The sequence below is a fragment of the Hymenobacter metallicola genome, from assembly GCF_004745645.1.
GTDB classification, from domain to species: domain Bacteria; phylum Bacteroidota; class Bacteroidia; order Cytophagales; family Hymenobacteraceae; genus Hymenobacter; species Hymenobacter metallicola.
The window spans coordinates 15,614-38,351 of sequence record NZ_SRMB01000007.1; the positions used below are offsets into that span (position 1 = coordinate 15,614).

20 protein-coding genes are annotated in these 22,738 nt (G+C 61.6%); 13 read left to right on the forward strand and 7 right to left on the reverse strand.

Going from position 1 to position 22,738, the window contains the following annotated elements; all coding sequences use genetic code 11:
* Nucleotides 1-10: 10 nt before the first annotated feature.
* A complete protein-coding gene (locus tag E5K02_RS23790; RefSeq protein WP_135398780.1) occupies nucleotides 11-550 on the reverse strand; it encodes a (2Fe-2S)-binding protein in 540 nt (179 codons plus the stop codon).
* Between the two features lie 409 nt (nucleotides 551-959).
* On the opposite strand from E5K02_RS23790, the gene E5K02_RS23795 reads away from it, so the two are divergent.
* On the forward strand, nucleotides 960-2,249 hold the full coding sequence (locus E5K02_RS23795) for a pectate lyase family protein (RefSeq protein ID WP_167856572.1): 1,290 nt from the start codon (nucleotides 960-962) through the stop codon (nucleotides 2,247-2,249).
* Between the two features lie 69 nt (nucleotides 2,250-2,318).
* On the opposite strand, the gene E5K02_RS23800 is transcribed toward E5K02_RS23795, so the two are convergent.
* Both E5K02_RS23800 and E5K02_RS23805 read right to left on the reverse strand, forming a co-directional pair.
* A complete protein-coding gene (locus E5K02_RS23800; protein ID WP_135398782.1) occupies nucleotides 2,319-2,555 on the reverse strand; it encodes a hypothetical protein in 237 nt (78 codons plus the stop codon).
* A 9-nt stretch (nucleotides 2,556-2,564) separates the two neighbouring features.
* The gene (locus E5K02_RS23805) at nucleotides 2,565-3,617 is read right to left on the reverse strand and encodes a methyltransferase domain-containing protein (RefSeq protein ID WP_135398784.1); all 1,053 of its coding nucleotides are present in this window, start codon (nucleotides 3,615-3,617) and stop codon (nucleotides 2,565-2,567) included.
* Nucleotides 3,618-3,827: 210 nt separating this feature from the next.
* Between E5K02_RS23805 and E5K02_RS23810 the strand changes: the two genes are divergently transcribed.
* The 5 genes from E5K02_RS23810 to E5K02_RS23830 all read left to right on the forward strand — a co-directional run bounded on the left by E5K02_RS23810 (nucleotide 3,828) and on the right by E5K02_RS23830 (nucleotide 11,096).
* A complete protein-coding gene (locus E5K02_RS23810; protein ID WP_135398786.1) occupies nucleotides 3,828-4,979 on the forward strand; it encodes a DUF4856 domain-containing protein in 1,152 nt (383 codons plus the stop codon).
* Between the two features lie 90 nt (nucleotides 4,980-5,069).
* Nucleotides 5,070-6,182, forward strand: a complete 1,113-nt coding sequence (locus E5K02_RS23815; RefSeq protein ID WP_167856573.1) for an imelysin family protein — start codon at nucleotides 5,070-5,072, stop codon at nucleotides 6,180-6,182.
* Complete coding sequence (locus E5K02_RS23820; RefSeq protein ID WP_135398790.1) at nucleotides 6,182-7,549, forward strand: HTTM domain-containing protein; 1,368 nt, start codon at nucleotides 6,182-6,184, stop codon at nucleotides 7,547-7,549. The genes E5K02_RS23815 and E5K02_RS23820 overlap by 1 nt, the downstream gene beginning before the upstream one ends.
* Nucleotides 7,527-10,001, forward strand: coding sequence for a TonB-dependent receptor (locus E5K02_RS23825; RefSeq protein WP_135398792.1), 2,475 nt, complete (start codon nucleotides 7,527-7,529; stop codon nucleotides 9,999-10,001). The genes E5K02_RS23820 and E5K02_RS23825 overlap by 23 nt, the downstream gene beginning before the upstream one ends.
* Before the next feature lie 144 nt (nucleotides 10,002-10,145).
* Entirely contained in the window at nucleotides 10,146-11,096 is a 951-nt protein-coding gene (locus E5K02_RS23830) for a 1-phosphofructokinase family hexose kinase (protein WP_135398794.1), read from the forward strand.
* Between the two features lie 21 nt (nucleotides 11,097-11,117).
* Here E5K02_RS23830 and E5K02_RS23835 read toward each other — a convergent pair whose 3' ends face one another.
* Nucleotides 11,118-13,091 carry a T9SS type B sorting domain-containing protein gene (locus tag E5K02_RS23835; protein ID WP_135398796.1) on the reverse strand — a complete coding sequence of 658 codons (1,974 nt, stop codon included), beginning with the start codon at nucleotides 13,089-13,091 and terminating at the stop codon, nucleotides 11,118-11,120.
* A gap of 301 nt (nucleotides 13,092-13,392) precedes the next feature.
* Between E5K02_RS23835 and E5K02_RS23840 the strand changes: the two genes are divergently transcribed.
* From E5K02_RS23840 to E5K02_RS23865, 6 genes are all read left to right on the forward strand, one after another.
* Entirely contained in the window at nucleotides 13,393-14,316 is a 924-nt protein-coding gene (locus E5K02_RS23840; RefSeq protein WP_135398798.1) for a manganese catalase family protein, read from the forward strand.
* A gap of 296 nt (nucleotides 14,317-14,612) precedes the next feature.
* Nucleotides 14,613-16,835: an Ig-like domain-containing protein gene (locus tag E5K02_RS23845; RefSeq protein ID WP_135398800.1), complete on the forward strand. Its 2,223-nt coding sequence runs from the start codon at nucleotides 14,613-14,615 to the stop codon at nucleotides 16,833-16,835.
* Nucleotides 16,836-16,982: 147 nt separating this feature from the next.
* On the forward strand, nucleotides 16,983-17,774 hold the full coding sequence (locus E5K02_RS23850) for an SDR family NAD(P)-dependent oxidoreductase (RefSeq protein ID WP_135398802.1): 792 nt from the start codon (nucleotides 16,983-16,985) through the stop codon (nucleotides 17,772-17,774).
* Nucleotides 17,775-18,108: 334 nt separating this feature from the next.
* The gene (locus tag E5K02_RS23855) at nucleotides 18,109-18,648 is read left to right on the forward strand and encodes an ImmA/IrrE family metallo-endopeptidase (protein WP_135398804.1); all 540 of its coding nucleotides are present in this window, start codon (nucleotides 18,109-18,111) and stop codon (nucleotides 18,646-18,648) included.
* Nucleotides 18,649-18,650: 2 nt separating this feature from the next.
* Nucleotides 18,651-19,064: a hypothetical protein gene (locus tag E5K02_RS23860; protein WP_135398806.1), complete on the forward strand. Its 414-nt coding sequence runs from the start codon at nucleotides 18,651-18,653 to the stop codon at nucleotides 19,062-19,064.
* 71 nt (nucleotides 19,065-19,135) lie between these two features.
* Nucleotides 19,136-19,912, forward strand: coding sequence for a DUF3891 family protein (locus E5K02_RS23865; protein WP_135398808.1), 777 nt, complete (start codon nucleotides 19,136-19,138; stop codon nucleotides 19,910-19,912).
* A gap of 111 nt (nucleotides 19,913-20,023) precedes the next feature.
* On the opposite strand, the gene E5K02_RS23870 is transcribed toward E5K02_RS23865, so the two are convergent.
* Nucleotides 20,024-21,133 (reverse strand): glycerophosphodiester phosphodiesterase, encoded by a 1,110-nt coding sequence (locus E5K02_RS23870; protein WP_135398810.1) that lies wholly within the window; start codon nucleotides 21,131-21,133, stop codon nucleotides 20,024-20,026.
* A gap of 95 nt (nucleotides 21,134-21,228) precedes the next feature.
* Nucleotides 21,229-21,705, reverse strand: a complete 477-nt coding sequence (locus E5K02_RS23875) for a hypothetical protein (protein WP_135398812.1) — start codon at nucleotides 21,703-21,705, stop codon at nucleotides 21,229-21,231.
* Between the two features lie 262 nt (nucleotides 21,706-21,967).
* Here E5K02_RS23875 and E5K02_RS23880 point away from each other — a divergent pair, with 262 nt between their 5' ends.
* Entirely contained in the window at nucleotides 21,968-22,564 is a 597-nt protein-coding gene (locus E5K02_RS23880; protein ID WP_135398814.1) for a hypothetical protein, read from the forward strand.
* Here the strand turns inward: E5K02_RS23880 and E5K02_RS23885 are convergent.
* A complete protein-coding gene (locus tag E5K02_RS23885) occupies nucleotides 22,535-22,729 on the reverse strand; it encodes a carboxymuconolactone decarboxylase family protein (RefSeq protein WP_135398816.1) in 195 nt (64 codons plus the stop codon). The genes E5K02_RS23880 and E5K02_RS23885 overlap by 30 nt on opposite strands.
* Between the last annotated feature and the right edge of the window lie 9 nt (nucleotides 22,730-22,738).

The following is a 22,738-nucleotide window of genomic DNA, read 5'->3' on the forward strand; positions in this document are numbered from 1 at the left end:
TCCCTGAGCTCTACCTTCTGAGTTCTGAATTCTTACTGTGCAATACCTCTTCAATAGCCGATACGATGTTGGTATAGGCCCCGCAGCGGCAGAGGTTGCCGCTCATCATTTCCCGGATTTCGGCGGTAGTTTTGGCTTTGCCCTCGGTGAGCAGGCCCACGGCCGAGCAGATCTGGCCGGGCGTACAGTAGCCGCACTGAAAGGCGTCGTGGTCGACGAAGGCTTGCTGCAGCGGGTGCAGGTTATCCTCGGTGCCCAGGCCTTCAACGGTCGTAATGTCGGCGCCTTCCTGCATGACGGCCAGCGTAAGGCAGGAGTTGATGCGCTTGCCGTCGACCAGCACGGTACAGGCCCCGCACTGCCCATGGTCGCAGCCTTTCTTGGTGCCGGTCAGGTCGAGGTATTCGCGCAGGGCGTCGAGCAAAGAGGTCCAGGGCGCAAGCTGCAGGTGCCGCTCTACCCCGTTGATTTTCAGCGTAACCGTACTTGTGGGCGGCGGCGGGGCAATAGCGGCCTGGCCCAAGGCGGCTTGGGTTGTGGGTGTATTCATAAACTGGCACGGATAAGTAGGTGAAAGAATAGAGCTGGGAAGGGGCGTTTGCCTGGCGGTCGAAAACGGTTGCTTTCGGCGGTTTGCAGCAGAGCCTCCCTACCCTGCTTACGCCCGGAGCTGAACCAGTGTTGGGGCCACCCGGCTTCTTTTTACAGGTTTCGTCTTATTCATACTGATTATAAGCAAGGCGGCCAGCACCAAGTCCTTCTGCCGCATCCTACTGGGCAGCAGCCCACACGCCCCCGCTTCCCGCCCCGGCAACGTTCCCGGCAACGTGTGCAGGAATATATATTCTACTATTCTTTACCAGAGCCCGGGCAAGCCCGACCTTACCCGCCGCTGTCCCACACCAATTCGCTGTTCGTCAGCTACCCTTCTATCCTGCCCTACCACTTCCCACAGTCTGATGAAGAAAACGTTACTAACCGCCCTGCTGGCCCTGGGCAGTGCCACGACGACCTGCTCTTTCGCCCAAACAGCCCCGTTCGGCGTGTTTGGCTTTGCTACTCAAACCACCGGCACGACCGGCGGCGCGGGCGGCACTTCCGTAACCGTCAGCACCGGCACTGCCCTGATGGCGGCCATTGTAGCCAATAAGAGCAATGCCCCGCTCACCATTTACATCAACGGGGTGATTACGCCGGCCAACACGCCCAGCACCTACGACAAGATTGAAATCAAGGACCGTAACAACATCTCCCTTATCGGGGTGGGTACGGGTGGCGAGTTCAACGGCATCGGGCTCTACGTGCGGCGGGCCGCCAATATCATCATTCAGAACATCAAGGTGCACCACGTACTGCTCGGGCCCAAGGATTGTATCGGCATCGAAGGGCCGGCCAACCACATCTGGGTAGACCACTGTGAGCTGTACAACCAGTACCAGGGCGTAGGCGTTGATGAGTACGACGGGCTGCTCGACATCAAGGACGACGCCGAGTACGTGACCTTCTCGTGGAATTACCTGCACGACGCCTGGAAAGCCAGCCTGAGCGGCTACACCGAAACCGACACGTACAACCGTAAAATCACCTACCACCACAACCGCTTCGAGAACATCAACTCCCGCCTGCCCCTGTTTCGGGGCGGCACGGGCCACGTGTTCAACAACTACTACCAGGACATTGCCGCCACGGCCATCAACTCGCGCGTGGGCGCCTGCGTCCGGATTGAGAACAACTACTTCCTCAACACCAAGAACCCCTACGTTTCGGCCTACAGCAGCGTAGTGGGCTACGGCGACATCACCGGCAACCTACTCGTCAACAGCCCTTTTCAGTATTCCAACGACACCTACCAACTCGGTGCCTGCACGCTGGCCGTTCCCTACTCCTACGCGGCGGTGCTCCATACCGCGGCCGACGTGCCGGCCGTGGTGGTAGCCGGGGCCGGCGTGGGCAAGCTGGGCAGCGTAACGGCCAACCGCCAGCCGGCGGCCGGCCAGTTCGACGTGTTTCCCAACCCCTTTAACGGCTCGGCCACGTTTGTGCTGAACCTGACCAGTCCCAGCCGGGTGGGCATTGCGCTCTACACCGCGGAAGGCCGTAAAGTGGCCGACGTAGCGACGCCCACGCAGGTGCTGAGTACCGGGCAACACCGCATTGCTTACCAGAATGCCGCCCTCACCCCGGGTCTGTATTTCTACGTGGCAACCACCGACCAGGGGAGCTTCTCCCAGAAGCTGGTGGTGCAGTAGGCCCGCTTGGCTAAACCCCACTACAACGCTGGGGCAGATACCAACTCAGTACCCGCCCCGGCGTCGGGTTCAGTGAAGCTTCTTGCGGCGCCTACGCAAAGCAATGATAAGAAGCGGCACGACGGCGCAGGCGTACAGAAGCCACACCGGACTGTGCTTTACCTGGCCGGCGGCCTGGTCAGCCGTAACCAGCACGCTCGATCTGCCCCGCCAGTGGCCGACCAGGCCGCTGACAACCAGAAACAGGCTGAGGGCCAGCAACAGCTTGTCGCCGTGTTGGCCGAGCCACTCCCGGGATTGTTGCATAGCGTAAATCTAGCAGCCGCAGGAAGCCGCTGCCTCGTTGCTACCGGCTGAGGTGCTGGCCGGGGCCGGACCGCAGGGAAACAAGCCAAAATGCCGCTCCTTGGTGCCATCCACGCGGAAGTACGCGCCGTAGCGGGTTTGGCTGACCATGTCGGCCGTGTTGCCGCAGACCAGCATGGGCCGGCCGGTTTCGAAGAAGTGGTGGTCGTCGAGGGTGAAGCCGTGGGGCTCGTCGGGGGCGGTGCCGAGGTACGTGGCCACCTGCCCGTAGTCTTCGCACTGGTCTTCCAGATCGAGCTTGAAGGCCCGCACCGTGAGCGAATAGAACTTGATGTTGCCCACCTTCCGCTCGATTTCGGCGTTGTTGATGGTCAGGCGGCGCTGGGCGGTCAGGCGGTAGTCCCGAATGCCTAAGTCGCGCAACAGGCGGCGGAAGTCCTCGGTGTACATGGCCCCGCCGAGGCACTCACCGTAGAGCACGGGGTCCTGGCGCAGGCTTTCGGGCAGGCGGCGGTCAGCAAATACGTCGGCAATGAACAGTTCGCCGCCGGGCTTGAGCACCCGGAAAATCTCGCGGTAAGTAGCGGCCTTGTCGGTGCTCAGGTTCAGCACGCAGTTGCTTACCACCAGGTCCACGCTATTGTCGGCAATGCCGGCCGACTGCAAGTCTTCGATAAAACCGTGGCGAAACTCCACGTTGGGCTGCCGGTAGCCAAACCGCTCGGTGTGGGCCGCCACGTGGCGCCGGGCCACGGCCAGCTGCTCCTCGGTCATGTCGACGCCGATGACGCGGCCCTCCTCTCCTACCAACTTAGAAAGCAGGTAGGCGTCGCGGCCCGAGCCCGAGCCCAGGTCCAGCACGGTGAGGCCTTCCACGGCGGACGGAATGCAGACGCCGCAGCCGTAATACTTCTCCAGCACCTCGGGCTCCAGCTGGGCCAGAATCCGCTTGTGGGCCGCCGGAATATCGTCGGTGCAGCAGGCGTTGGTTTTTAGATCGAGGTTGGTTTGCAGCTCGGTGCCATAGTATTCCTGCACCTGCTCCCGGATGTCGTTTGCCATGTTTTAAAGATAAGGGATGCGGCGCAGAACCGTGGCCGCAGGCAGAAAACCCGGCTGCCGCAGTTTGGTTATCCCGGACGAGCTTTGGCACCAGGGCACCTCGGAGCAGCGTCTATTTAGAAGATTTCCAAAAAAGCTCGACACTATTTGTATTGATTCCAAATAGCCCTTACCTTTGTCGCATTCTCTCCCATCAAACACTTCTGCTCTATGGCCTTTAAGTACGCTTCGCTTGCCCTTGCTGCTTTAGCTTTTGGTTTTACCTCCTGCGACAACACCGACAACGAAGACGCCATGGCCCCGGCCCTGCGCACCAAGATGGATGCCAGCACGCTGACTGCCTCGTCGAAGTACACCGAATCGTTTAAGGACGGCAACGGCCAGTCGACGGTCGACCTGACGACCTCGAACCAGCGCCTGGATATGTTTTCGGAGCTGAACACCTACATGGCAAAAGTGGCCGCCACCACGGCTCCTTCGAAAGTGGAAGCCAGCGTTTTGCGCAACTACTACACCAACACGGCGGCTCCCTTCTCGGCCGCCGCCCTGAATACGTCGGGGCTGCAGCTGCGCAACGCCACGGCCGCTTCGTTCTCGACGACCAATGCCGACGTGGTTCGGACGTATATTGATAACAACTTCGCCAAACTGGCCACGGCCAGCGAATCGGTTGATAAAACGGCTTCGGAAGGCAAAGCGGGTCGCCTGGGCCGCTACCTGGTCGACGAGAAAGGCTACGAAGTAAACCAGGTGATTCAGAAGGCTCTGATTGGGGCCCTGCTGCTCGACCAGATCGACAACGTGCTGCTGAGCGAGCAGGGGCTGAAGGCCAACAACAGCAAGGTAGTCGACGGCAAAGTGTACTCCGAGCTGGAGCACAACTGGGACCTGGCCTACGGTTACCTGACCAACAACGCCATCATGACCACGGACATCAACGCCACCCCACGGGAGCGTTTTCTGGCCAGCTACCTGAATGAGAAAAACGGTCCGGCTTCACCCGCCGTCTACATGGCCTTCCTGAAGGGTCGCGCGGCCATCGTCAACAACGACGCCGCCGGGGTGCAGGCCCAGGCCGATATCATTCGCACCGAGCTGGAGGAAACTATTGCTCTGGCGGCCGTATCCTACCTCACGAACTGGAAAGCGGCTTCGGCCCTGGACGTGAAGGCCCACGCGCTGGGCGAAGGGTTGGGCTTTATTTACTCCCTGCGCTTCTGCACCAAGTACGGGGCCGACGCCGCCTTCTCGGACAACGTGCTCAATGGCCTGATGGCCGGCAGCCAGGGTGCCTGGAGCCTGACCAACGCCCAAGCCGACGTAGCCATCAACGCCATCAAGACGAAGTTTAAGCTCCAGTAAATCATAGTCCACTTTTCGGTGGATTCCCCTGCAACGCACTGCCCCGGAAACCGGGCGGTGCGTTGGCCATTGCAACCTATGAGAAACTCGATGAAAAGAAGCGTTGTAACCGCCCTTGCTCTGCTGCTTTCGGCCTGGGTAATGCTGAGCTGCCAGAAAGATTCCAGCAGTGACTCGGCCAACCCCAGCACCGAGCCCGACCGCAAAGCGCTGCTCACCCAGTGGGCCGACAGCGTGGTGAAGCCCGGCTACAAGAATTTTAACGACAAGTTCAGCGTGCTGAAGGCCAAGACGACGGCTTTCACGGCTGCCCCTACCACGGCTACGCTGGTGGAAGCCCGCCAAGCCTGGCAGCAGGCCTACGTGGAATGGCAGAAGGTGGAAATGTTTGAGTTTGGCCCGGCCGAAACCGTGAGCCTGCGCAACCACTTCAACATCTACCCCACCGATGTGGCCGGCATTAACCGCAACATCGCCTCGGGCACCTATAACTTCGAGCTGGCCACGGCCATTCCCCAGCAGGGCTTCCCGGCCCTGGACTACCTGCTCAACGGCGTGGCTACCGACGACGCGGCCATTGCGCAGCAGTTTGCCTCTTCCGAGAAGCACCGCCGCTACCTGACCGACGTAGTGAATAAAATGAACGAGACCTTCGGCACGGTGTACTCGCAGTGGAACGGCTCGTACCGCGACACGTTTATCAACAACACCGGCACCGATGCCAGCAGCTCGTTGTCGCGGGTCATCAATGCGTATTCCCTGTACTTCGAGCGGTTTCTGCGGGCCGGCAAAATCGGCATTCCGGCCGGTACCATGACGGGCAACCCGCTGCCGGAAAAAATTGAGGCTTTCTACCACAAAGGTACTTTACCCCTGCAGCTGGCCACGACGGCCCACACGGCCGTGCAGCAGTTCTTTAATGGCCGCACCGGCCGGCCTTCCTTGCGGGCCTACCTCGACGCGGTGGGTGCCAAAGACAGCCGCACCAACCAGAACCTGAGCACGCTGATCAGTGACCAGCTCAAGGCTTCGTACCAGCAGCTCAGCACCCTGGGCCCCGACCTCTACACGACCATGCGCAGCCGCAACGCCGACGCCGTAGCTTCTTACAACGAGATGCAAAAGGCCGTGCGCATGATTAAGGTCGATATGACCTCGGCCCTGAGCATCACCGTGACCTACGTCGACAACGACGGCGACTAATGCAGGGCAGTCCGCTGCAACGCTATTTCCAGACGTTTACCCCAGCCGCCCCGCTGGCTACGTTCCGGTTGGCCTTTGGCCTGCTGGTCCTGGCCAGCGTGGTGCGTTTTTGGGCCAAGGGCTGGATTGCGGAACTGTATCTGCAGCCCAAGTTTTTCTTTTCCTACTACGGCTTCGAGTGGGTAAAGCCCCTGGGACCTTATACCTACGGGTTGTTCGTGGTGTGCGGGCTGTGCGCCTTGCTCGTGGCCCTGGGCTGGTGGTACCGTACGGCGGCTGTAGGGCTGTTTGTGAGCTTCACTTACATCGAGCTCATGGACAAAAGTACCTACCTGAACCACTATTACTTCGTAAGCCTGGTGGCGCTGCTGCTTATGGTATTACCAGCCGGCCGCTACTTTTCCCTCGATGCCCGCTTAAGTCCCGGCCGCTGGCGCAGCCAGGTGCCGCGCTGGACCGTGGACGCCCTGCGCCTGCTCATGGGCATTGTGTATTTCTACGCCGGCCTGGCCAAGCTCAACTCCGACTGGCTGCTGCAGGCCATGCCCCTGCGCATCTGGCTGCCGGCCAAAAACGACCTGCCAGTTATCGGCTTCCTGTTCAGCTACCCCTGGGTGGCCTACGCCTTCAGCTGGTTCGGCGCCTTTTACGACCTGACCGTCCCGTTTTTCCTGCTCAACGGCCGCACCCGGCCCTGGGCCTACGCCACCGTCGTGGTGTTTCACGTGCTGACGGCGGTGCTGTTTCCCATCGGCATGTTTCCGTACGTAATGATGGTGGCGGCCCTGATTTTCTTTCCGGCTGAGGCCCACGAGCGGTTTTTGCAGTGGCTGCGCCGCGGTTTCCGCTTGAGCTCCGGCGTGCCGCGCCCGGCTGAGGCCCTGGTGTACGGGCCGCGCACCCGCAAGCTGCTCCTGCTAGGCCTGGGCGCCTTTTTTCTGGTGCAGCTGCTGTTGCCGTTCCGCTACTTGCTCTACCCCCGGGAGCTGTTCTGGACCGAGGAAGGCTACCGGTTTTCGTGGCGCGTCATGCTGATGGAAAAGATGGGGCAGGTGCAGTTTAAGGTAGTGGACGGCGCCACCGGCCGGGCCCGGCTGGTGAATAACTACGAGCACCTGAGCGTGCTGCAGGAAAAGATGATGGCCACCCAGCCCGACATGATGGTGCAGTATGCCCACTACCTGCGCGACTACTACGCCCGGCGCGGCGTAACTTCGCCCCGCGTGTACGCCGACGCCTACGTCAGCCTAAATGGCCGCCTGGGCAAGGAGTTCATTGACCCCACCGTGGATTTGGCGCGCGAGTCGGATGACTTGCGCCCCAAGCCCTGGATTTTGCCCTTCGATGATGAAATTATTGGTTTATAGTGTGGTGCTGCTAGCGGGCCTGCTTTGCGGCTTTCCAGCTTTGGCCCAGCAGCTCGTGCTCCAGGGCCGGGTCCTGGAAGCCACTACGGCCCGGCCCGTGGCGGGCTGCGAGGTGTACGTGCGCGGCTCCCGCCAGATTGCCCGCACCGACAGCGCCGGCCAGTTTAGCCTGCCGCGCCTCCCGGCGGGCCGCCAGCAGCTGCAGTTTTCCTCCATCGGCCACGAGCCGCTTAAAGCCGAAATTGACCTCACGGCCGCCACCGCCGTGCTGGACTTTACCCTCACGCCCCGGCAGCGGACCCTGCGCGAGGTAGTGGTGGCCGGCCCCCAGGCCCGCTTTGGCCAAACCCGCCTGCGCGAGGTGGAGGGCACGGCCATTTTCGCGGCCAAGAAGTCGGACGTTATTGTGCCCGACAACCTGGTGGCCAACCTGGCCACCAACAATGCCCGCCAGGTGTACGCCCGGGTGGCGGGCCTCAACATCTGGGAAAACGACCAGGGCGGCCTGCAGCTCAGCATCGGCGGCCGGGGCCTGGACCCCAACCGCACGGCCAACTTCAACGTGCGCCAGAACGGCTACGACATTTCGGCCGATGCCCTGGGCTACCCCGAAAGCTACTACACCCCGCCCATTGAGGCCATCAAGCGGATTCAGTTGGTGCGCGGGGCGGCTTCGTTGCAGTACGGCACCCAGTTTGGCGGCCTGCTCAACTTCGAAATGCGCACCCCCGAGCCCGATAAAACCGTGTCGGTAACGTCGCGGCAAACGGTGGGCTCGTTCGGGTTCTTCAATTCCTTCAACAGCGTGAGCGGTACAGTCAAAAAGCTCAGCTACTACGCCTTTGCCCAGTACAAGCGCGGCGACGGGTGGCGGCCCAACTCCCACTTCGACAGCAAAACCGCCTACGCCGACGTGCGCTACCAGTTCACCGACAACTTTCGGGTGGGCGCCCAGGTGACCCATATGGACTACCTGGCCCAGCAGCCCGGCGGTTTGAGCGACGCGCAGTTTGCCCAGAACCCGCGCCAGTCGAACCGGGAGCGGAACTGGTTTGAGGTCGACTGGAATTTGTTCAACGTGTCGGCCGACTGGAAGCTCAACGCCCGCTCCAACGTGAACCTGACCACCTTCGGGCTCCTGGCTTCGCGCAAGTCCCTGGGCTTCCGGCCCAACAACGTGGGCCTGCCCGACGACGAATCCTACCTGCGGGACCTGATTACGGGCGACTTCCGCAACGTAGGTCTGGAAGCCCGCTACCTGAACCGCTACGAGCTGGCTGGCAAAAACGGCGTGCTGCTGCTGGGCACCCGCTACTACAACGGCTTCAACCACACCATTCAGGGGTACGGCCCCACCGGCAAGGGCGCCGACTTCCGCTTCGTGGGCCCCGAAGGCGTCACGTTCTCCAACGGTTTCTCCGACTTCCGCTTTCCCAACCACAACGTGGCCGTGTTTGCGGAAAATATCTTCTACCTCAGCGACAAGGTCTCCGTCACGCCCGGGGTGCGCTACGAGTACATCCGCACCCGTTCCGAAGGCTCCTACAGCAGCGTCGTGCGCGACAATGCCGGCAACATCGACGCTATTCTGACCAAGAATGAGGAACGCCTGAGCCCGCGGGGCTTCGTGCTGGGCGGCATCGGGGTGAGCTACAAGCCGGTGGAAAACCGGGAGCTGTACGGCAACATCTCCCAGAACTACCGCTCCATCACCTTTTCCGACATGCGCATTGCCAACCCCTCAGCCGTCATCGACCCGAATCTGCAGGACGAGCGGGGCTTTTCGGCCGACCTGGGGCTGCGCGGCGACCAAAACAACTGGCTAACCTACGACGTGAGCCTATTTGCTTTGCTCTACAACAACCGTATCGGGGAAGTCCTGGTGGAAGGACCCAACAACACCAGCCTGCGCCGCCGCGGCAACATCGGCCGGGCCCTGATTCTGGGCGTGGAATCGTACGCCGAAGCCGACGTACTGCGCGTGTTGCAGCCCACGGCCGAGCCGGGCCGCTGGAGCTGGTCGACATTTGGCAACGTGGCCCTGATCAACAGCCGCTACACCTACAGCGAAGTAAGTGCTGTGCAGGGCAAGGAAGTGGAATTTGTCCCGGCCCTGAACCTGAAAACCGGCACCCGGGCCGGCTTTGGTCCGGTCAAGGCCTCGTTACAGCTCACGTATCTTTCCCGGCAGTTTACGGACGCTACCAACGCCAAAAACAGCCCTGATGACACCCCGCCGGACCCCAACTCGGCCGTCATTGGCATTATTCCGGCCTACCAGATTCTGGACGCTTCCGTGTCGTGGGAGCGGCGCTGGCTGAAGCTGGAAGGCAGCGTGAACAACCTGGGCAATACGCGCTACTTTACTCGCCGCGCCACCGGCTACCCCGGCCCCGGCATTCTGCCCTCCGACGGCCGCAGCTTCTTTCTGACGGTAGCCGTGAAGTGGTAAGCGCAAGGCCAACCAGACCCGCCGCCAGCTAATCGGCAGCTCCCAGCTAGGGTAGCCCGGATGCAACCAAGCCGGCGGCTGGCAGTACACGGAAAGCAGGCCGGCCCATTCGAGGCGGGCCCCTCCACGCAACCCGGCCTTCCGATGTCTACCATTGTTACGCTTACCCTGAACCCTACCGTCGACAAGAGCACGACGGCCGACCAAATTATTCCCGACCAGAAACTGCGCTGTGCCCCGCCCAAATTTGAGCCCGGTGGTGGGGGCATCAACGTATCGAGGGCCCTGCGGCGCCTAGGGACCGACTCGGTGGCCGTGTTTCCGGTGGGTGGCCCCAGCGGCACCCTGCTGCGGGAGCTGCTGGCCCAGGAGCACATTCAGCAGCAGCCCGTCGAGACGGTGAGCCGTACCCGGGAAAACTTTATTGTGGTAGATGCCTCCACTGGCCAGCAGTACCGCTTTGGGATGCCCGGCACGCCTTTGTCGGCCGAGGAGCAGCAGCAGATTCTGACCACGCTGAAAAGCTTGCCCCAGGTGCCCGAGTTTCTGGTTATCAGCGGCAGCCTGCCACCCGGCGTCGAGCCCGAGTTTGTGGTGCGCATTGTGCGGGCTGCCAAGGGTCTGGGCATTAAGGTTGTCGTCGACACCTCGGGCCCGGCCTTGCACCAGGTGCTGGAGGAAGGCGTGTACTTGGCCAAGCCCAATGTGGGGGAACTCAGCAAGATGGCCGGGGTAGATGAACTCGACAACGAAGCCGTGGCGCAGGCGGCCCACAAGCTGGTACACGACGGCAAGTGCGACATCGTGGTAGTGTCGTTAGGTGCCCAGGGCGCCTGCGTCGTCACCCGCGACTTGGTGGACCATATCCCAGCCCCGGCCATGAAAAAGCGCAGCACGGTGGGCGCCGGCGACAGTATGGTAGCGGGCCTGGTGCATGGCTTGTCCCAGGGGCTCTCGGTGCGCGAAACGGTGCGGCTCGGCGTGGCCTGCGGCTCGGCTGCGACCATGAACCCGGGCACCGAGCTGTTTAAGCCCGCAGACGCCGACAAGCTGTACCGCTGGCTGCTGCAAAGCATGCCCGCGGCGGCCGCCTAGCCGGTGGGTAGCTCTGGGTAATTACCGGATTATCTCAAACCAGCCTTTGTAGCTGGTGCCATCCTGCAGCTGGCACAGATAATAGTACACTCCACTGCTGCTGCCGTCCCCGCTGTAAGCGTTCTGATAATCTTCAGTTTGGTACACGCGCCGGCCCCAGCGGTTAAAAATAGTCAGCTTGGTATTGGGGTGGCGGGCCAGATTATCAATCTGAAACACGTCGTTCTGTCCGTCCCCGTTGGGCGTAATGACGTTGTAGAACGCCAGGCACCGGTCGTCGGGCCCGATGCTGAGCGTGGTGCGGCAGGTGGGAGACGCGGCGCGGGCAACTTGCAAAGTTGCCGTGAGGCCTTTGGTAATGTCTACCTGCACCGAGTTGGTCCCCTGCCCGCTGGTAATACTGCCCCCGCTGATGCTCCACTGATACGCACCGGCCGGCCCCGCAACGGAGTAGCTCAGGCCGGTATTAGCCGCCAGACAGTAGGCGGCGGGCCCCGAAATGGCGGGCTCAGCCTGTACTTCCACGGGGTGGGCCACGGTGTCGGTCAGGCAGCTGGCCTCCAACACACCCCGCACCGCTACCGAGCCTTTGCCGGCAGCCGGCGGCCATAGCACCTGCACCGAGCGGCCCGTGGCGTCGCCCTGCACCTGCCCGCCGCGCACCGTCCAGCTGTAAGCCCCGAAGGTGGGGCCGTTGGCCGTGTACGTAACTGCCGTGCCCACGCAGAGCACGGAGTCGCCGCGGATGCGCAGGCCGGAGGCGGGCCGCACGATGCGCAGGCGAAACACGCCCACCACCATTTTGCTTTCACAGGCCGAGTCGGCTACGGTCACGATGATATCGTAGGGAGCCGGGCGGGCCATGCCGCAGCTGGGCGTGATTTGAAAAGTACCGGTTACGCTGCCCTGGCCCCGCACCCGTACGCCCATCAGGGGGCCAATGGGGCTACCCGGCCTACCGTTTACCGTGGCCTGAATCGGACCGGGCCCGTCGAGCAGCACACTGGTTACTTCCATTGTCAGGCGCCGGGCCTCGGGGTCGGTGGCCGTCAGCTCGAACGTAGCGGTTTGCCCCTCGGCCGCCAGCACTTCCCGGCGCGCCAGGGTGGCCGGCGCAAAGACGGGCGCCAGGTTGTTATCGGCGCATTCCCGCACGACGATCTGAATATCGCGCCGGAGCCGGCCGAGCAAGATTTCCCGGCCGTTCACCATGCGGTACTCGCGCACATCGATGGCCAGCAGAAAGGTGCCGAGCTCGGCGCTCCAGTACTTGGCCAGCCCGCTGCGGGCGTCAATGGCGGCATAGCCCCGGTTGCCGAAGGGCTGAGTGGGGTTGTAGCCGGGGGCATACGACACCGACGTGCCTCCCTGGGAATACGGCGTGCCGAAGCTGTAGCTGAGCCGGTCGCCGTCCGCATCGTAGGCATTATTGAGCACCAGGCCCGTATCGGCCCGGCAGATAACGACCAGGGCGTCGCTGGAAAAGGCCGGGGAGGAATTCGGCAGCATCGGCGGCGCCATTTCCACCGACAGCCCCATACGCTCATTCAGCGGGTCGCGCAGGTTGGTAATGCCCGCGTTGCGGTTGCCGAGGCTAAACTCGGCCAGGTAGCCCAGCGGCACGCCGGGCAGGCTAACGGTTGTCTGATACACGGCCAGCGTAACGCCCGGCGCATTGGTGGGGGCGCAGCTTGGGAGGCGAATGGGAGTAATTTCAGCGTAGCTGTTGCGCTGAATTACGGTCCGCACCAAGACGGCCTGGCCGGCCTCCAGGGTGCGCACATTGATGGTCAGGGTCGGATTGCCGGTCGGGCTGGTCGCGGTGTTGTAATAAATTCGGGTGGTTATCTCGTAGCGGAAAGGCGTTGACACGGGCCCGTTGCTGTCCAGATACTTATAGGTCATTTCGCCCCCCACCAAGTGGTTGGCCACCGCGGGCAGAAGCTTCAGGCCCAGCAAGCAGACCAAGACCCAAATACGTAAAGCTGTGCGCATAGAGAAGGAAAAACGGGCTGGATGTATCAAGATACATATTCGACAGAAAAGCCGGGGACGGTTGCCCGGCACAACTCGGAGTTCATCTTTTTTCCTGGCCCCTTTCACACCCTGCACAGGCTGCTAATTATCCCTTAGTGAGGAGCTTACTACTGTTGAGCCACCAAATTGTATACGGTCCAGATGTCCTTCCTTGCCGTACGCACAGGTGGCTAGATGCGGCCGGACTCACCGAACCGCCTACAGCCGGCCTGTTCATTAGGGCAGGTGCGCATTCATTCACCACTTTATTCTTACTCGTATGATTCTTCGCCTCGATGAATTGGCAATAGACCTGCCAAAGCCCAAAAACCCTTCGGCCAACGACGCCGCCGCTATTCAGGAGCTGCTCGGGGGTAAATTCGGCGAGATGAGCACGCTGATGAACTACACGTTCCAGTCGTTCAACTTCCGGGGGCGCAACCGGCTCCGGCCCTTTTACGCACTGACTTCCGCTATTGCCGCCGAAGAGTTTTCCCATATCGAGGCTGTAAGTTACGCCATCAACCTGCTGCTAACCGGAGTGAGTGAGCGGGGCACCGACCCCGTACCCGGCCCGCTGGCCGGGGCAGCCGATGCCCGCAACACCTACCACTTCCTTGCCAGCGGCCAGGCCGCCCTGCCCTTCGACTCGATGGGCAACCCCTGGACCGGCCAGTACGTGAATAGCTCGGGCAACCTGCGCCTGGATTTGTTGCACAACTTCTTCCTGGAGTGCGGGGCCCGGGCCAATAAGATTCGGGCCTACGAAATGGTAACCGACCCCTGCGCCCGGACCATGGTGGGCTATCTGCTGGTGCGCGGGGGCCTGCACGTGTATGCCTACGCCAAGGCCCTGGAGGTTATTACGGGCGTCGATGTGAAGAAAATTATGCCCGTGCCCCCGCTCTCGAATGCCAAGTTTCCCGAAGCCCGCAAGTTTATGGAGCACGGCCTGCACCGCCAGCTCTACACTTTCTCGCCCAATGCCTACCAGGAGGCCGGCCTGATCTGGAATGGCAAGCACCCCGAGGATGGCTCCCCGCTGGAAGTAGTGGAAGGCGCCATTAAAGGCGTACCCTACCCTGTGCTGGAGGAAGAACCCCAGCTCAACTCGCCCGGCGAAGACGATTTTGATCCGCAGATGTTCAAGGATATTGCCAAGAAGCTGGGCCTGTCGAACGAGTGGAAGCAGCGCCACGGCTAGTAGCTGCGGAGTCTTTTCCGACCGAGGCATGTTCTGTACAGCCGGGTTCCACTACCGTGGAGCCCGGCTTTTTCCTTTCTTCCGGTTAGCTAGGGCTTAGGCAGCCCACTTGATTTGCTGACTTACCCTTTCTATTTATAACTATTTACTTATTAGATAGATACTATCTAAGTCCAAGCATAAACCGAAGACATTATCTGCCGCTAATTCATTAGCCGTCAAGGAATTTACATTAGGTTTGCAGGATATATCAATTCGGAATTACTTCCAACCCTGCTCCCCACTGCCGTTTCTTGATGAAAACATCTTCTATCCTTACTACAGGCCTATTGCTGACGGCCCTGCTCAATGCACAAGTGCCCCAGGCGCGCACCCTGCCGGCCGGAACGAGTGCGGTCCGCCCCAGCATTGCCGCTCGCCGGGCCCAGCCGGCCGACGTAACCACCACCTTGTCTGGGCCCGCCACGCTGGGAGCCGGGGTGTCGTCGGGCACGTTCACGGTCGTATTTTCCAACAGTGGCCCCGCCGATGCTTTCGACGTAACGCAGGTGGTTACGCTGCCCGCCGGCTCGACCATGACGACAGCACAGCTGGCGGCTCTGCCCGGCACGGCTACGTACACCAACGCCACGCAGACCATTAACTTCGGCACCACGGTGCTGGCCCGCAACACCAACAAAACGTACACTTTCAGCTTCACGGCCCCTACTACCCAGGGCAGCTACTCGCTGAGAAGCCAGACCAGCACCAGCACCGACCAGCCCAATAACCAGGACCCGGATCAGGCAACGCTGAACGTGACGGTAACCGCCGCCAACTTCTTTGTCACCAACGACGACAGCAACGAAGTACCGGCCGGGGCTACCAAAACGGGCAACGTTATCCTCAACGACCCCAACCCTTCTAACCTAGCCAACAGCGCCTTCAGTGCGCAGCTAGTAACGGGTCCGGCGCACGGCTCGCTCACCCTAAATCCTGACGGCAGCTACAGCTACACCCCCGCGGCGGGCTACCTGGGCCCCGACAGCTTCACCTACCGCATCAACGTATCCAGTGCTACGCCCCCAAACTCCAACGTTTCGACCGTAGCCCTGAATGTGTACGATGCCAGCCTGGTGTGCCTGAGCGGCACGGGCACCAACCTGCTCGTCAACCCCAGCTTCACGGACGGCAACACGGGCTTTACGTCGGCCTACGGCTATGCCGGCACGGGCAGCACCAGCCTGGTGCCCGAAGGCAAATACATGGTGGGGGCTAATGCCGGCAACTACCACAACAACTTTGCGGGAACTGGCCGCACCGGCACCAACGACAATTTCCTGATTGTCAATGGCTCGGCTGACCTAAGCGCCGTGTACTCGCAAACGGTGACTGTGCAGCCCAACCGCTACTACACCTTTTCGGCTTATGCCTCGAGCGTGAATACGGGCAACCCGGCTCAGCTCGGGTTTGTCATCAATGGCAAGTCAACCTCGACGGTAACGACCCTTTCTACTGAGCTCAACACATATGTGCGCATTTCGGACCTCTGGTTTTCGGGCAGCAACACCTCGGCCGTAATTGAAATCCGGGACGTCAACAAGGTAGCCAGCGGCAACGACTTTGGCGTGGATGATGTGTACATGGGCACCTGCGCCGTGTCGTTGACGGCCAACAACGTGCGCAACGCCCGGATGAACAACAAGCTGGCAACTCAGGGCGTGTCGGCCCTGAGTGCGACGGTAACCAACGGCCCCGGCGTGGGCAGCTTCACCATCCAGACCCTACCTGATCCAGCCAGTGGTGTACTTTACCTGAATGGCGCGGCCGTGCTGCCGGGCCAGGTCATTCCGCTAAACCAGGCCAATCAGCTCAGCTTCGACCCCGCCGAGGGCTACGTGGGCGACGCCTTTTTCACGTACTCGGCCACCGATACCAGCGGCTCGGGCAGCAACAACACCGCCACGTTCACCATTCCGCTGGAAAGCGCGCCCCTGCCCGTGGAGCTGGCCGCTTTCGAGGTACGGGCCGTGGGCAACGTGGATGCCCAGCTAAGCTGGCGCACGATTCAGGAAGTGAACAACGACCATTTCGACGTGGAGCGTAGCTTCGACGGGGAGGTCTTCGCGCGCCTGACCACCCTGATGGGCCGCGGCACCACGAATAGCGCCGCTCAATACTCGTATACCGACGCGGGCGTGGGCCGTAGCCACAGCGGCTCGGTGTACTACCGTCTGCGTCAGGTCGACCACGACGGTACGACTACCTTCTCGCCCACCCGGGCCGTAACGTTTGCCGGCACCAGCAGCTTGTTTTTGCCTAACCCCACTACCGGGGCCGGCCTTCTGGACCTAAGTACCGTACCCGCCGGCTCGTACCAAGTTACCTTTATCGACGCGGCGGGCCGCCAGGTGCTCAGTACGGCCCTGGCCGGCGGCCAGAAGCACCCGCTGCAACTCAACCGCCTGGCCCGGGGCACCTACCAAGTAGTTGTGCGCGGCCAGGGCGTCAAGCTCAGCCAGCGCCTGATTCGCGACTGAGCCGGACTTGGCTTACGCCTTCAGCGCCCTTTCCACTGCGGGAAGGGCGCTTTTTTTATGTCCCCATCCGTGCGGCCTTTTTCAGAATAATTTGTCTGTTAATCAGTATCTTAGAAAGATAACCCCCACTCTTAACCCACGACAGCTATGAACAATCAAACTGCCCTGATTACCGGCGCCTCCAGCGGCATTGGCTTCGAGCTGGCCCGCTGCTTTGCCCGCGACGAATACCGCGTAGTACTGGTGGCCCGCCACCTCGATGAGCTACGGGAAGCGGCCCGCTTGCTGCAGCAGGAGTTCTGGGGCGTGGAGGTAGTGCTGCTGCCCTGCGACCTGAGTCACCCCGAAGCCGCCGAGCAGCTCTACGCCGAAACTACCCGCCGCGGCCTAGTAGTTGAGGCGCTGGTAAACGACGCGGGCTTTGGCGAAACGGGGTTCTTTACCGACACCGACATGCAGACGGAGCTGAACATAATTCAGGTGAATGCCGCGTCGTTGGTGCACCTGACCAAGCTCTACCTGCGCGACATGGTGGCCCGCAACGAGGGCCGGATTCTACAGGTGGGCTCGGTGGCATCTTTTGCGCCCAGCCCCTGCCAGGCCGTGTACGCGGCCACCAAGGCCTTCGTGCTCAGTTTCACCGAGGCCGTGCAGCACGAGTTGCGCCAGCAAAAGTCGGCCGTGACGATGACCATTCTCTGCCCCCCGCCCACCGATACTAACTTCTTCCATGTAGCCCACGCCGAGCATACCCGCGCGGCCAGCCACGCGGCCTCGGCCCGCGCCGTGGCCGAGGAAGGCTACGACGCCCTCATGGAAGGAGCGGCCCGCTCCCTGCCCACGCTGGGCGCCAAAGTCAACTTCTTCTCCAGCCTGCTGCTGCCCGACTCGGTATTGGCCACGCTGATGAACACGCAGGTGCACGCGGTAGCAAAGTAAGCCGGCTTCCCTCTGAGCCCCACGCCTGCCCGCCATCCGTGGTGAGCAGGCGTCTTTTTTTAAGCTAGGCGCTACCGTTGTGCGCGGCGGGCCGGGCCGGATATTTCTTACTAATCTTACGGCCATATATATAACCTGGCAGGAGCCGCAAGACCACCACGACCCGGTTATTGCCAGGGCGCTGGCCGTAATCCGCTAGAAACAGCGTAGTCTGATGGTTACTGAGTTTTTTAGGACCTTCCATTTTGCCTAAGCCGCTTTCAAGAGAACTGCGGCCGGAATTTGCGCGTTAGTGCCTAACTTACCCCTGCCCAAGCTTTTTTAGTTGAATCGAATGCCCGCTTTGTCCACTTCCGAAATCCAGATGCTGAGCCGCAAGGAAATAGAGGCCCGGGCCCAGGCTGTGCTTCAGCAGGCCAACGCGGGCATGCTGCCCATCGACCCGGTGAGCCTGGCCGCGGCCCAGGGCATTACGGTGCACAACGCCGAGTTTGCTCAGGACAACCTCTCGGGCATGATTACCAAGCAGGGCAATGGCACTATTATCCTGGTAAAAGGCTCGGACCCGGCCAGCCGCAAGCGGTTCACCATTGCCCACGAGCTGGCCCACCACTTTCTGCACCTGCAGGATGCCACGGGCTCGTTTGTCGACAACACCATCAACCTGTTTCGGGAACAGTTTCCCGATGCCACGCCCGACGCCGACCGGGCCCGCGAAACCGAGGCCAACCGCTTTGCGGCCGCCCTGCTGATGCCCGAGCCGCTGATGCGCCGCGAATTTGCCCACAACCCCGACATCGACTACCTGGCTTGGCGCTTTGGGGTGTCGGAGCAGGCCATGGGCTACCGCATTGCCGAACTAGGATTGCGCTAAGCATGCCGCAGGACCTTCTCAACGCCCTGCCTCCCGAGCTGCGCGACCAGGTAGCGGCCGTCGGTGAGCAAGTCAACCCCGGCGAGCTGGAGTCGTTTGAGCGCCTGACCCGGGCCCGCGACCAGAGCTACAAGCTGCAAACCCTGGTAACGGCCTGGAAGCTGCAGCATGAGGCCGAGCGTACCCTGCGCCAGAAAGTGGCCTGGTATATTCTCGGGGCCCTGGCCTTTCAGATTCTGCTGGTCAATACCTGCTTTTTCCTCATTGGCGTCAACGTGCTCCACGTCGATGCGGGCCTGTCGAAAATCTTCGTGCTGGCCGTCTTTACCGAAATCGTGTCGATGGTGCTCATCGTGCTGCGCTACCTGTTTCCGCAGGTCGGCAACGAGTTTTTGCAGCTCATCAAGGACTTGTAAAAGTACCGGGCGGGGTGGCCAAAGTTGGCCGCCGGCCGTTTCAGGAGTTGCTCCCTTTCTTCTGCCAGGCCATGATTGTTCGGGAAACGCCTACCAGCTTTATCTGCATCGACCAGCACGACCACGCCCAGATTTCCGGAACGCTGGCGGCGCACTGGCAGCCCAGGTACTTCGAAGGCACCACCTGGCGCCCCGCCGTAGAGCTGGCCGCTGCCCAGCACGACCGGGCCTGGATTCCCCTGGATGCGGCTCCTATCTGGAACGAGGCGGCCCAGGTGCCCCACTCCTTTCTCGACTACCCCCCGGCGCCCAAAGTGCAGCACTACCAGCAGGGCATCGACGAAGTGGCGCAGCTGGCTCCCTACGCGGCCCTGCTCTGCAGCCTGCACTACACGGCCTTCCCGGATTTGGCCAAGCATGCGGCGGGCCGGGCCTTTCTGGCGGCCGAAGCCCAGCGCCAGCAGCAGCTCAAGCGGGAGCTCCAGCTGACCACGCCCGCGCAGGAAGCCGACTTAGCCTTTCACCTGCAACTAGTCAAGTTCACGGATAATCTTTCGCTCTACGTTTGTTTGAACGAGCCCGGAGTCCGCAAAGAGCAGGAGTATCCCTGGTTTCGGCAGGGCATTCCTTCCTCCGACCAGTTTACTTTCGCCCGGCAGCAGCTTGTGCAAGCCGCCTGGCACGGGCCCGATACGGTGGAGCTGCGGCCGTCCCCGTTCCCTGAGGTTGTCCCCGTTCGGCTACGCTACCGCCAGGTGCTAAAGTCGCGCCTGGCGACGGTGGGCCTGCGGCACAGCTTGCAGGAAGCGCCGGTGCACGAGCAGGAATTCCAGTTTATCAGCGCCTGAGCCACACGACACCTTACTTCCGCTACCAGCTGAAGCCGGATAGGCAGCCCACCCGTTGGTACAACGCGCGAGCTGCCTATCCGGCTTCCTGCAAGCAGTTGAGCCTGTTGCTTACAGATTGTTTTTGGCGGCTATGGCCGTAGCGGTGTAATCCGTGAAGACGCCGTCGAGGCCCAGGGAATAGAAATTTTTGTACTCGGCCTGGGGGTCATTGTCGTAGTCCTTGAGCAGGTAGCGGCTTTCATCCCGAAACGTGTAGGCGTGCACGGCCAGCCCGCGCTGGTGGGCCCGCTCAATGAGGGTGGTAGCGGGCAGCTTCTTGTCGGTGGTGTAGGGCTGGATGTAGGGTTTCCAGGGCCCAATGCCCACGGCGTAGGTTTTGATAAAGTCCAGGCCCGCGTCGGTGGTCAAATCCAGGAAGGTGCGCGCGTCGCCGGCCACCACGAAGTCGTAGGGCTGGGCGTAGGGGGCTTTCATCACCAGGTTGCCGCTGGCGTCCACGTCGTCGGCGTCGAGGAGCTGAATCAGCTTCAGGGGCGACTTCAGGTGCAGGGCGCGCAGGTTGCCAACCTCAAACGACTGGACGTACACCGGGGCCTCCTTGCTGTTCCAGCCCGCCTGGGTCAGAATTTCCAGCAGCTTGTCAGTTATCGGCAGGCCCAGGGCTTCGTGAAACGTGGGGTGCTTGGTTTCGGGATACACCCCGATAACCCGTCCTTTGGCCGTGGTCTGGGCTTTGGCCAGGTCAATGACTTCCTGAAAGGTTGGTATCAGAAACTGCCCGTTGTACTGCTGGCTCCGGTCGGCCATGGCTTGCACGGCCCGCAGCGTCTTGATTTCGGCCAGGGTAAAGTCGCTCACAAACCAGTCGTTGTAGGCCACGCCATCCACCACTTTCGTGGTTTTGCGGCTGGCAAACTGGGGCAGCTGGGCCACGTTGGTGGTGCCCGAGAGCATGGGTTCGTGCCGGCACACCAGCACCTGGTCCTTGGTCAGCACCACATCCGACTCGATAAAGTCGGCGCCCTGGTCGATGGCCAGCTGGTAAGATTCCAGGGTGTGTTCGGGGCGCAGGCCGGAAGCGCCGCGGTGGGCAATAATCAGGGGCGCTTTGCCGTCGAGGGTGCGGTAGGTAGTAGGTGTCATAGGGTCGTCGTTATCCTGGCAGGCACTCAGGCCGGTCCAACCGATAACGGTCAGCAATAACAGCGCTTTTTTCATAGGGTGGCGTAAATGGTAGTACGCCGCAAAGCTGACGCCCCAATATCACCCCTGAATTACCGCGCGGTTATCAAATTGGCAGCCCCTTCCCAGCCCTAACCCAGATACTGATACAGCATGCCCGCGGCAGCCTGCAGCAAGGGCATGTCGGTGGTGCGCTCCTCGCAGCGCTGCATGTCGTAGTGGCACAGCGTCCCGAAGGCCTTGCCCTGGGTATCCCGAATCAGCACCCCGCAGTACGACACCACGGGCGTGGAAATAACGCCTTGTACGCGGGGGTCAACGGACGCATCGGTGATTTCCAGGGGCGCCTGCTGCTGGCCGACCAAGGAGCAGTATGTTTCGCCCATGGGCGCGTCGCCGCCTTTCTGCACGGTGGGCTGGAACCGGTCGAACAGGGCCACGTTGCGCAGCATGTCTGCGTCGAAGCGAAAAACCCCGGTATACTGGTGCGGCGTGCGGCCATTGAGGTAGCGCAGGGCGGCATGCACGCCCTGCTGCCGAAGCAAGGCGGCAAACTCCCCTATTTCACGCTGCATGAGGGCATCGGGGGCTTCGGAAGGACTGGTCATAATAACGTAGGTGTGGTAGCAGAGGCCCCGGCGGCTGGAGGGCGCGAGGGGTAGGTAATTCGAATGATACCCGCAAGATACGACACCGCGCGTTGTACATATCATCCGGGGGCTCTACTCCGGGCCTGCACTTTTCGCCGCCAGCCCCGGCCCTGACCAATCTCCGCGGCAGTACTGGCCCGCCGCCAATGCACTACCTTTACGTGGTGGGCCGGCTATGCTGGTTGCCCCGGGTATTGGTTCGGCTTCAACCTCTTCGTGCATGCGCATCTTGGCCCTTGTTCTCTGCCTGCTCACTTACGCCGGGTGTGCCCAGGCCCAGCAGGAAAGCACGGTTTACACCACCACGGAAGGCATTATCCAAACGGCGGCGGGGGCTTCGGTGGTCGTGAACGACTACAAGGGCACGGGCCTGAACTTTCGTCTCAACTTCGGCCAAGCCACTGCCGTAGCCACCGACCGGCCGCTGCTGTACCTGGTGAATGACCTGATGCTGCAAGCCATTGTAGTACCGGCCGAGCATTTCCAAGCCGCCACGCCCCAGCAAACCCTGCAGGGCTACATTGCCCACGAAGCCGAGTACCTGAACGAGGCCATTGGCCACCCCGTTGTGCCCAAGGTAGAAACGGTGCGGCTTTCCAAGACGCAAACCGCCGAGCTGTGGACCTACCCCATGCCCGCGGGCATGAACGAGGAAGTCACCCAGCAGATCTTTCTCAATTTCCTGCACGGGGAATTTATCATCGGCCTGGGCTCGGCTCAGTACAAAGGCCAGAGCCCGGCCGCCATTCGCACCCTGCTGCTGACGACGGCCCGCTCCATGGTGTTTTCACCCTCGCCCCTGCCCACCGATAAGTAAGCGGAGCGCGGGCTTCGACCGGCAGCTCGGTGCTGATGGCAATGCGGTAGCCTGCTGGTACACGGCATTCGACACCCCGCCCCAGCTGATGAGCGCCACTTCTTCGGCGAAGGCCAGCAGCGCCTTTTCCTCGGCCGTAAACAAGGCGGTGCTCGGTTTCGTCATCCTGGCTGG

What these genes read in the sequence shown, in the direction of transcription:
- E5K02_RS23790 (WP_135398780.1), bottom strand. Translation starts at nt 550, where the DNA reads ATGAATACACCCACAACCCAAGCCGCCTTGGGCCAGGCCGCTATTGCC.
- E5K02_RS23795 (WP_167856572.1), top strand. Translation starts at nt 960, where the DNA reads ATGAAGAAAACGTTACTAACCGCCCTGCTGGCCCTGGGCAGTGCCACG.
- E5K02_RS23800 (WP_135398782.1), bottom strand. Translation starts at nt 2,555, where the DNA reads ATGCAACAATCCCGGGAGTGGCTCGGCCAACACGGCGACAAGCTGTTG.
- E5K02_RS23805 (WP_135398784.1), bottom strand. Translation starts at nt 3,617, where the DNA reads ATGGCAAACGACATCCGGGAGCAGGTGCAGGAATACTATGGCACCGAG.
- E5K02_RS23810 (WP_135398786.1), top strand. Translation starts at nt 3,828, where the DNA reads ATGGCCTTTAAGTACGCTTCGCTTGCCCTTGCTGCTTTAGCTTTTGGT.
- E5K02_RS23815 (WP_167856573.1), top strand. Translation starts at nt 5,070, where the DNA reads ATGAAAAGAAGCGTTGTAACCGCCCTTGCTCTGCTGCTTTCGGCCTGG.
- E5K02_RS23820 (WP_135398790.1), top strand. Translation starts at nt 6,182, where the DNA reads ATGCAGGGCAGTCCGCTGCAACGCTATTTCCAGACGTTTACCCCAGCC.
- E5K02_RS23825 (WP_135398792.1), top strand. Translation starts at nt 7,527, where the DNA reads ATGATGAAATTATTGGTTTATAGTGTGGTGCTGCTAGCGGGCCTGCTT.
- E5K02_RS23830 (WP_135398794.1), top strand. Translation starts at nt 10,146, where the DNA reads ATGTCTACCATTGTTACGCTTACCCTGAACCCTACCGTCGACAAGAGC.
- E5K02_RS23835 (WP_135398796.1), bottom strand. Translation starts at nt 13,091, where the DNA reads ATGCGCACAGCTTTACGTATTTGGGTCTTGGTCTGCTTGCTGGGCCTG.
- E5K02_RS23840 (WP_135398798.1), top strand. Translation starts at nt 13,393, where the DNA reads ATGATTCTTCGCCTCGATGAATTGGCAATAGACCTGCCAAAGCCCAAA.
- E5K02_RS23845 (WP_135398800.1), top strand. Translation starts at nt 14,613, where the DNA reads ATGAAAACATCTTCTATCCTTACTACAGGCCTATTGCTGACGGCCCTG.
- E5K02_RS23850 (WP_135398802.1), top strand. Translation starts at nt 16,983, where the DNA reads ATGAACAATCAAACTGCCCTGATTACCGGCGCCTCCAGCGGCATTGGC.
- E5K02_RS23855 (WP_135398804.1), top strand. Translation starts at nt 18,109, where the DNA reads ATGCCCGCTTTGTCCACTTCCGAAATCCAGATGCTGAGCCGCAAGGAA.
- E5K02_RS23860 (WP_135398806.1), top strand. Translation starts at nt 18,651, where the DNA reads ATGCCGCAGGACCTTCTCAACGCCCTGCCTCCCGAGCTGCGCGACCAG.
- E5K02_RS23865 (WP_135398808.1), top strand. Translation starts at nt 19,136, where the DNA reads ATGATTGTTCGGGAAACGCCTACCAGCTTTATCTGCATCGACCAGCAC.
- E5K02_RS23870 (WP_135398810.1), bottom strand. Translation starts at nt 21,133, where the DNA reads ATGAAAAAAGCGCTGTTATTGCTGACCGTTATCGGTTGGACCGGCCTG.
- E5K02_RS23875 (WP_135398812.1), bottom strand. Translation starts at nt 21,705, where the DNA reads ATGACCAGTCCTTCCGAAGCCCCCGATGCCCTCATGCAGCGTGAAATA.
- E5K02_RS23880 (WP_135398814.1), top strand. Translation starts at nt 21,968, where the DNA reads ATGCGCATCTTGGCCCTTGTTCTCTGCCTGCTCACTTACGCCGGGTGT.
- E5K02_RS23885 (WP_135398816.1), bottom strand. Translation starts at nt 22,729, where the DNA reads ATGACGAAACCGAGCACCGCCTTGTTTACGGCCGAGGAAAAGGCGCTG.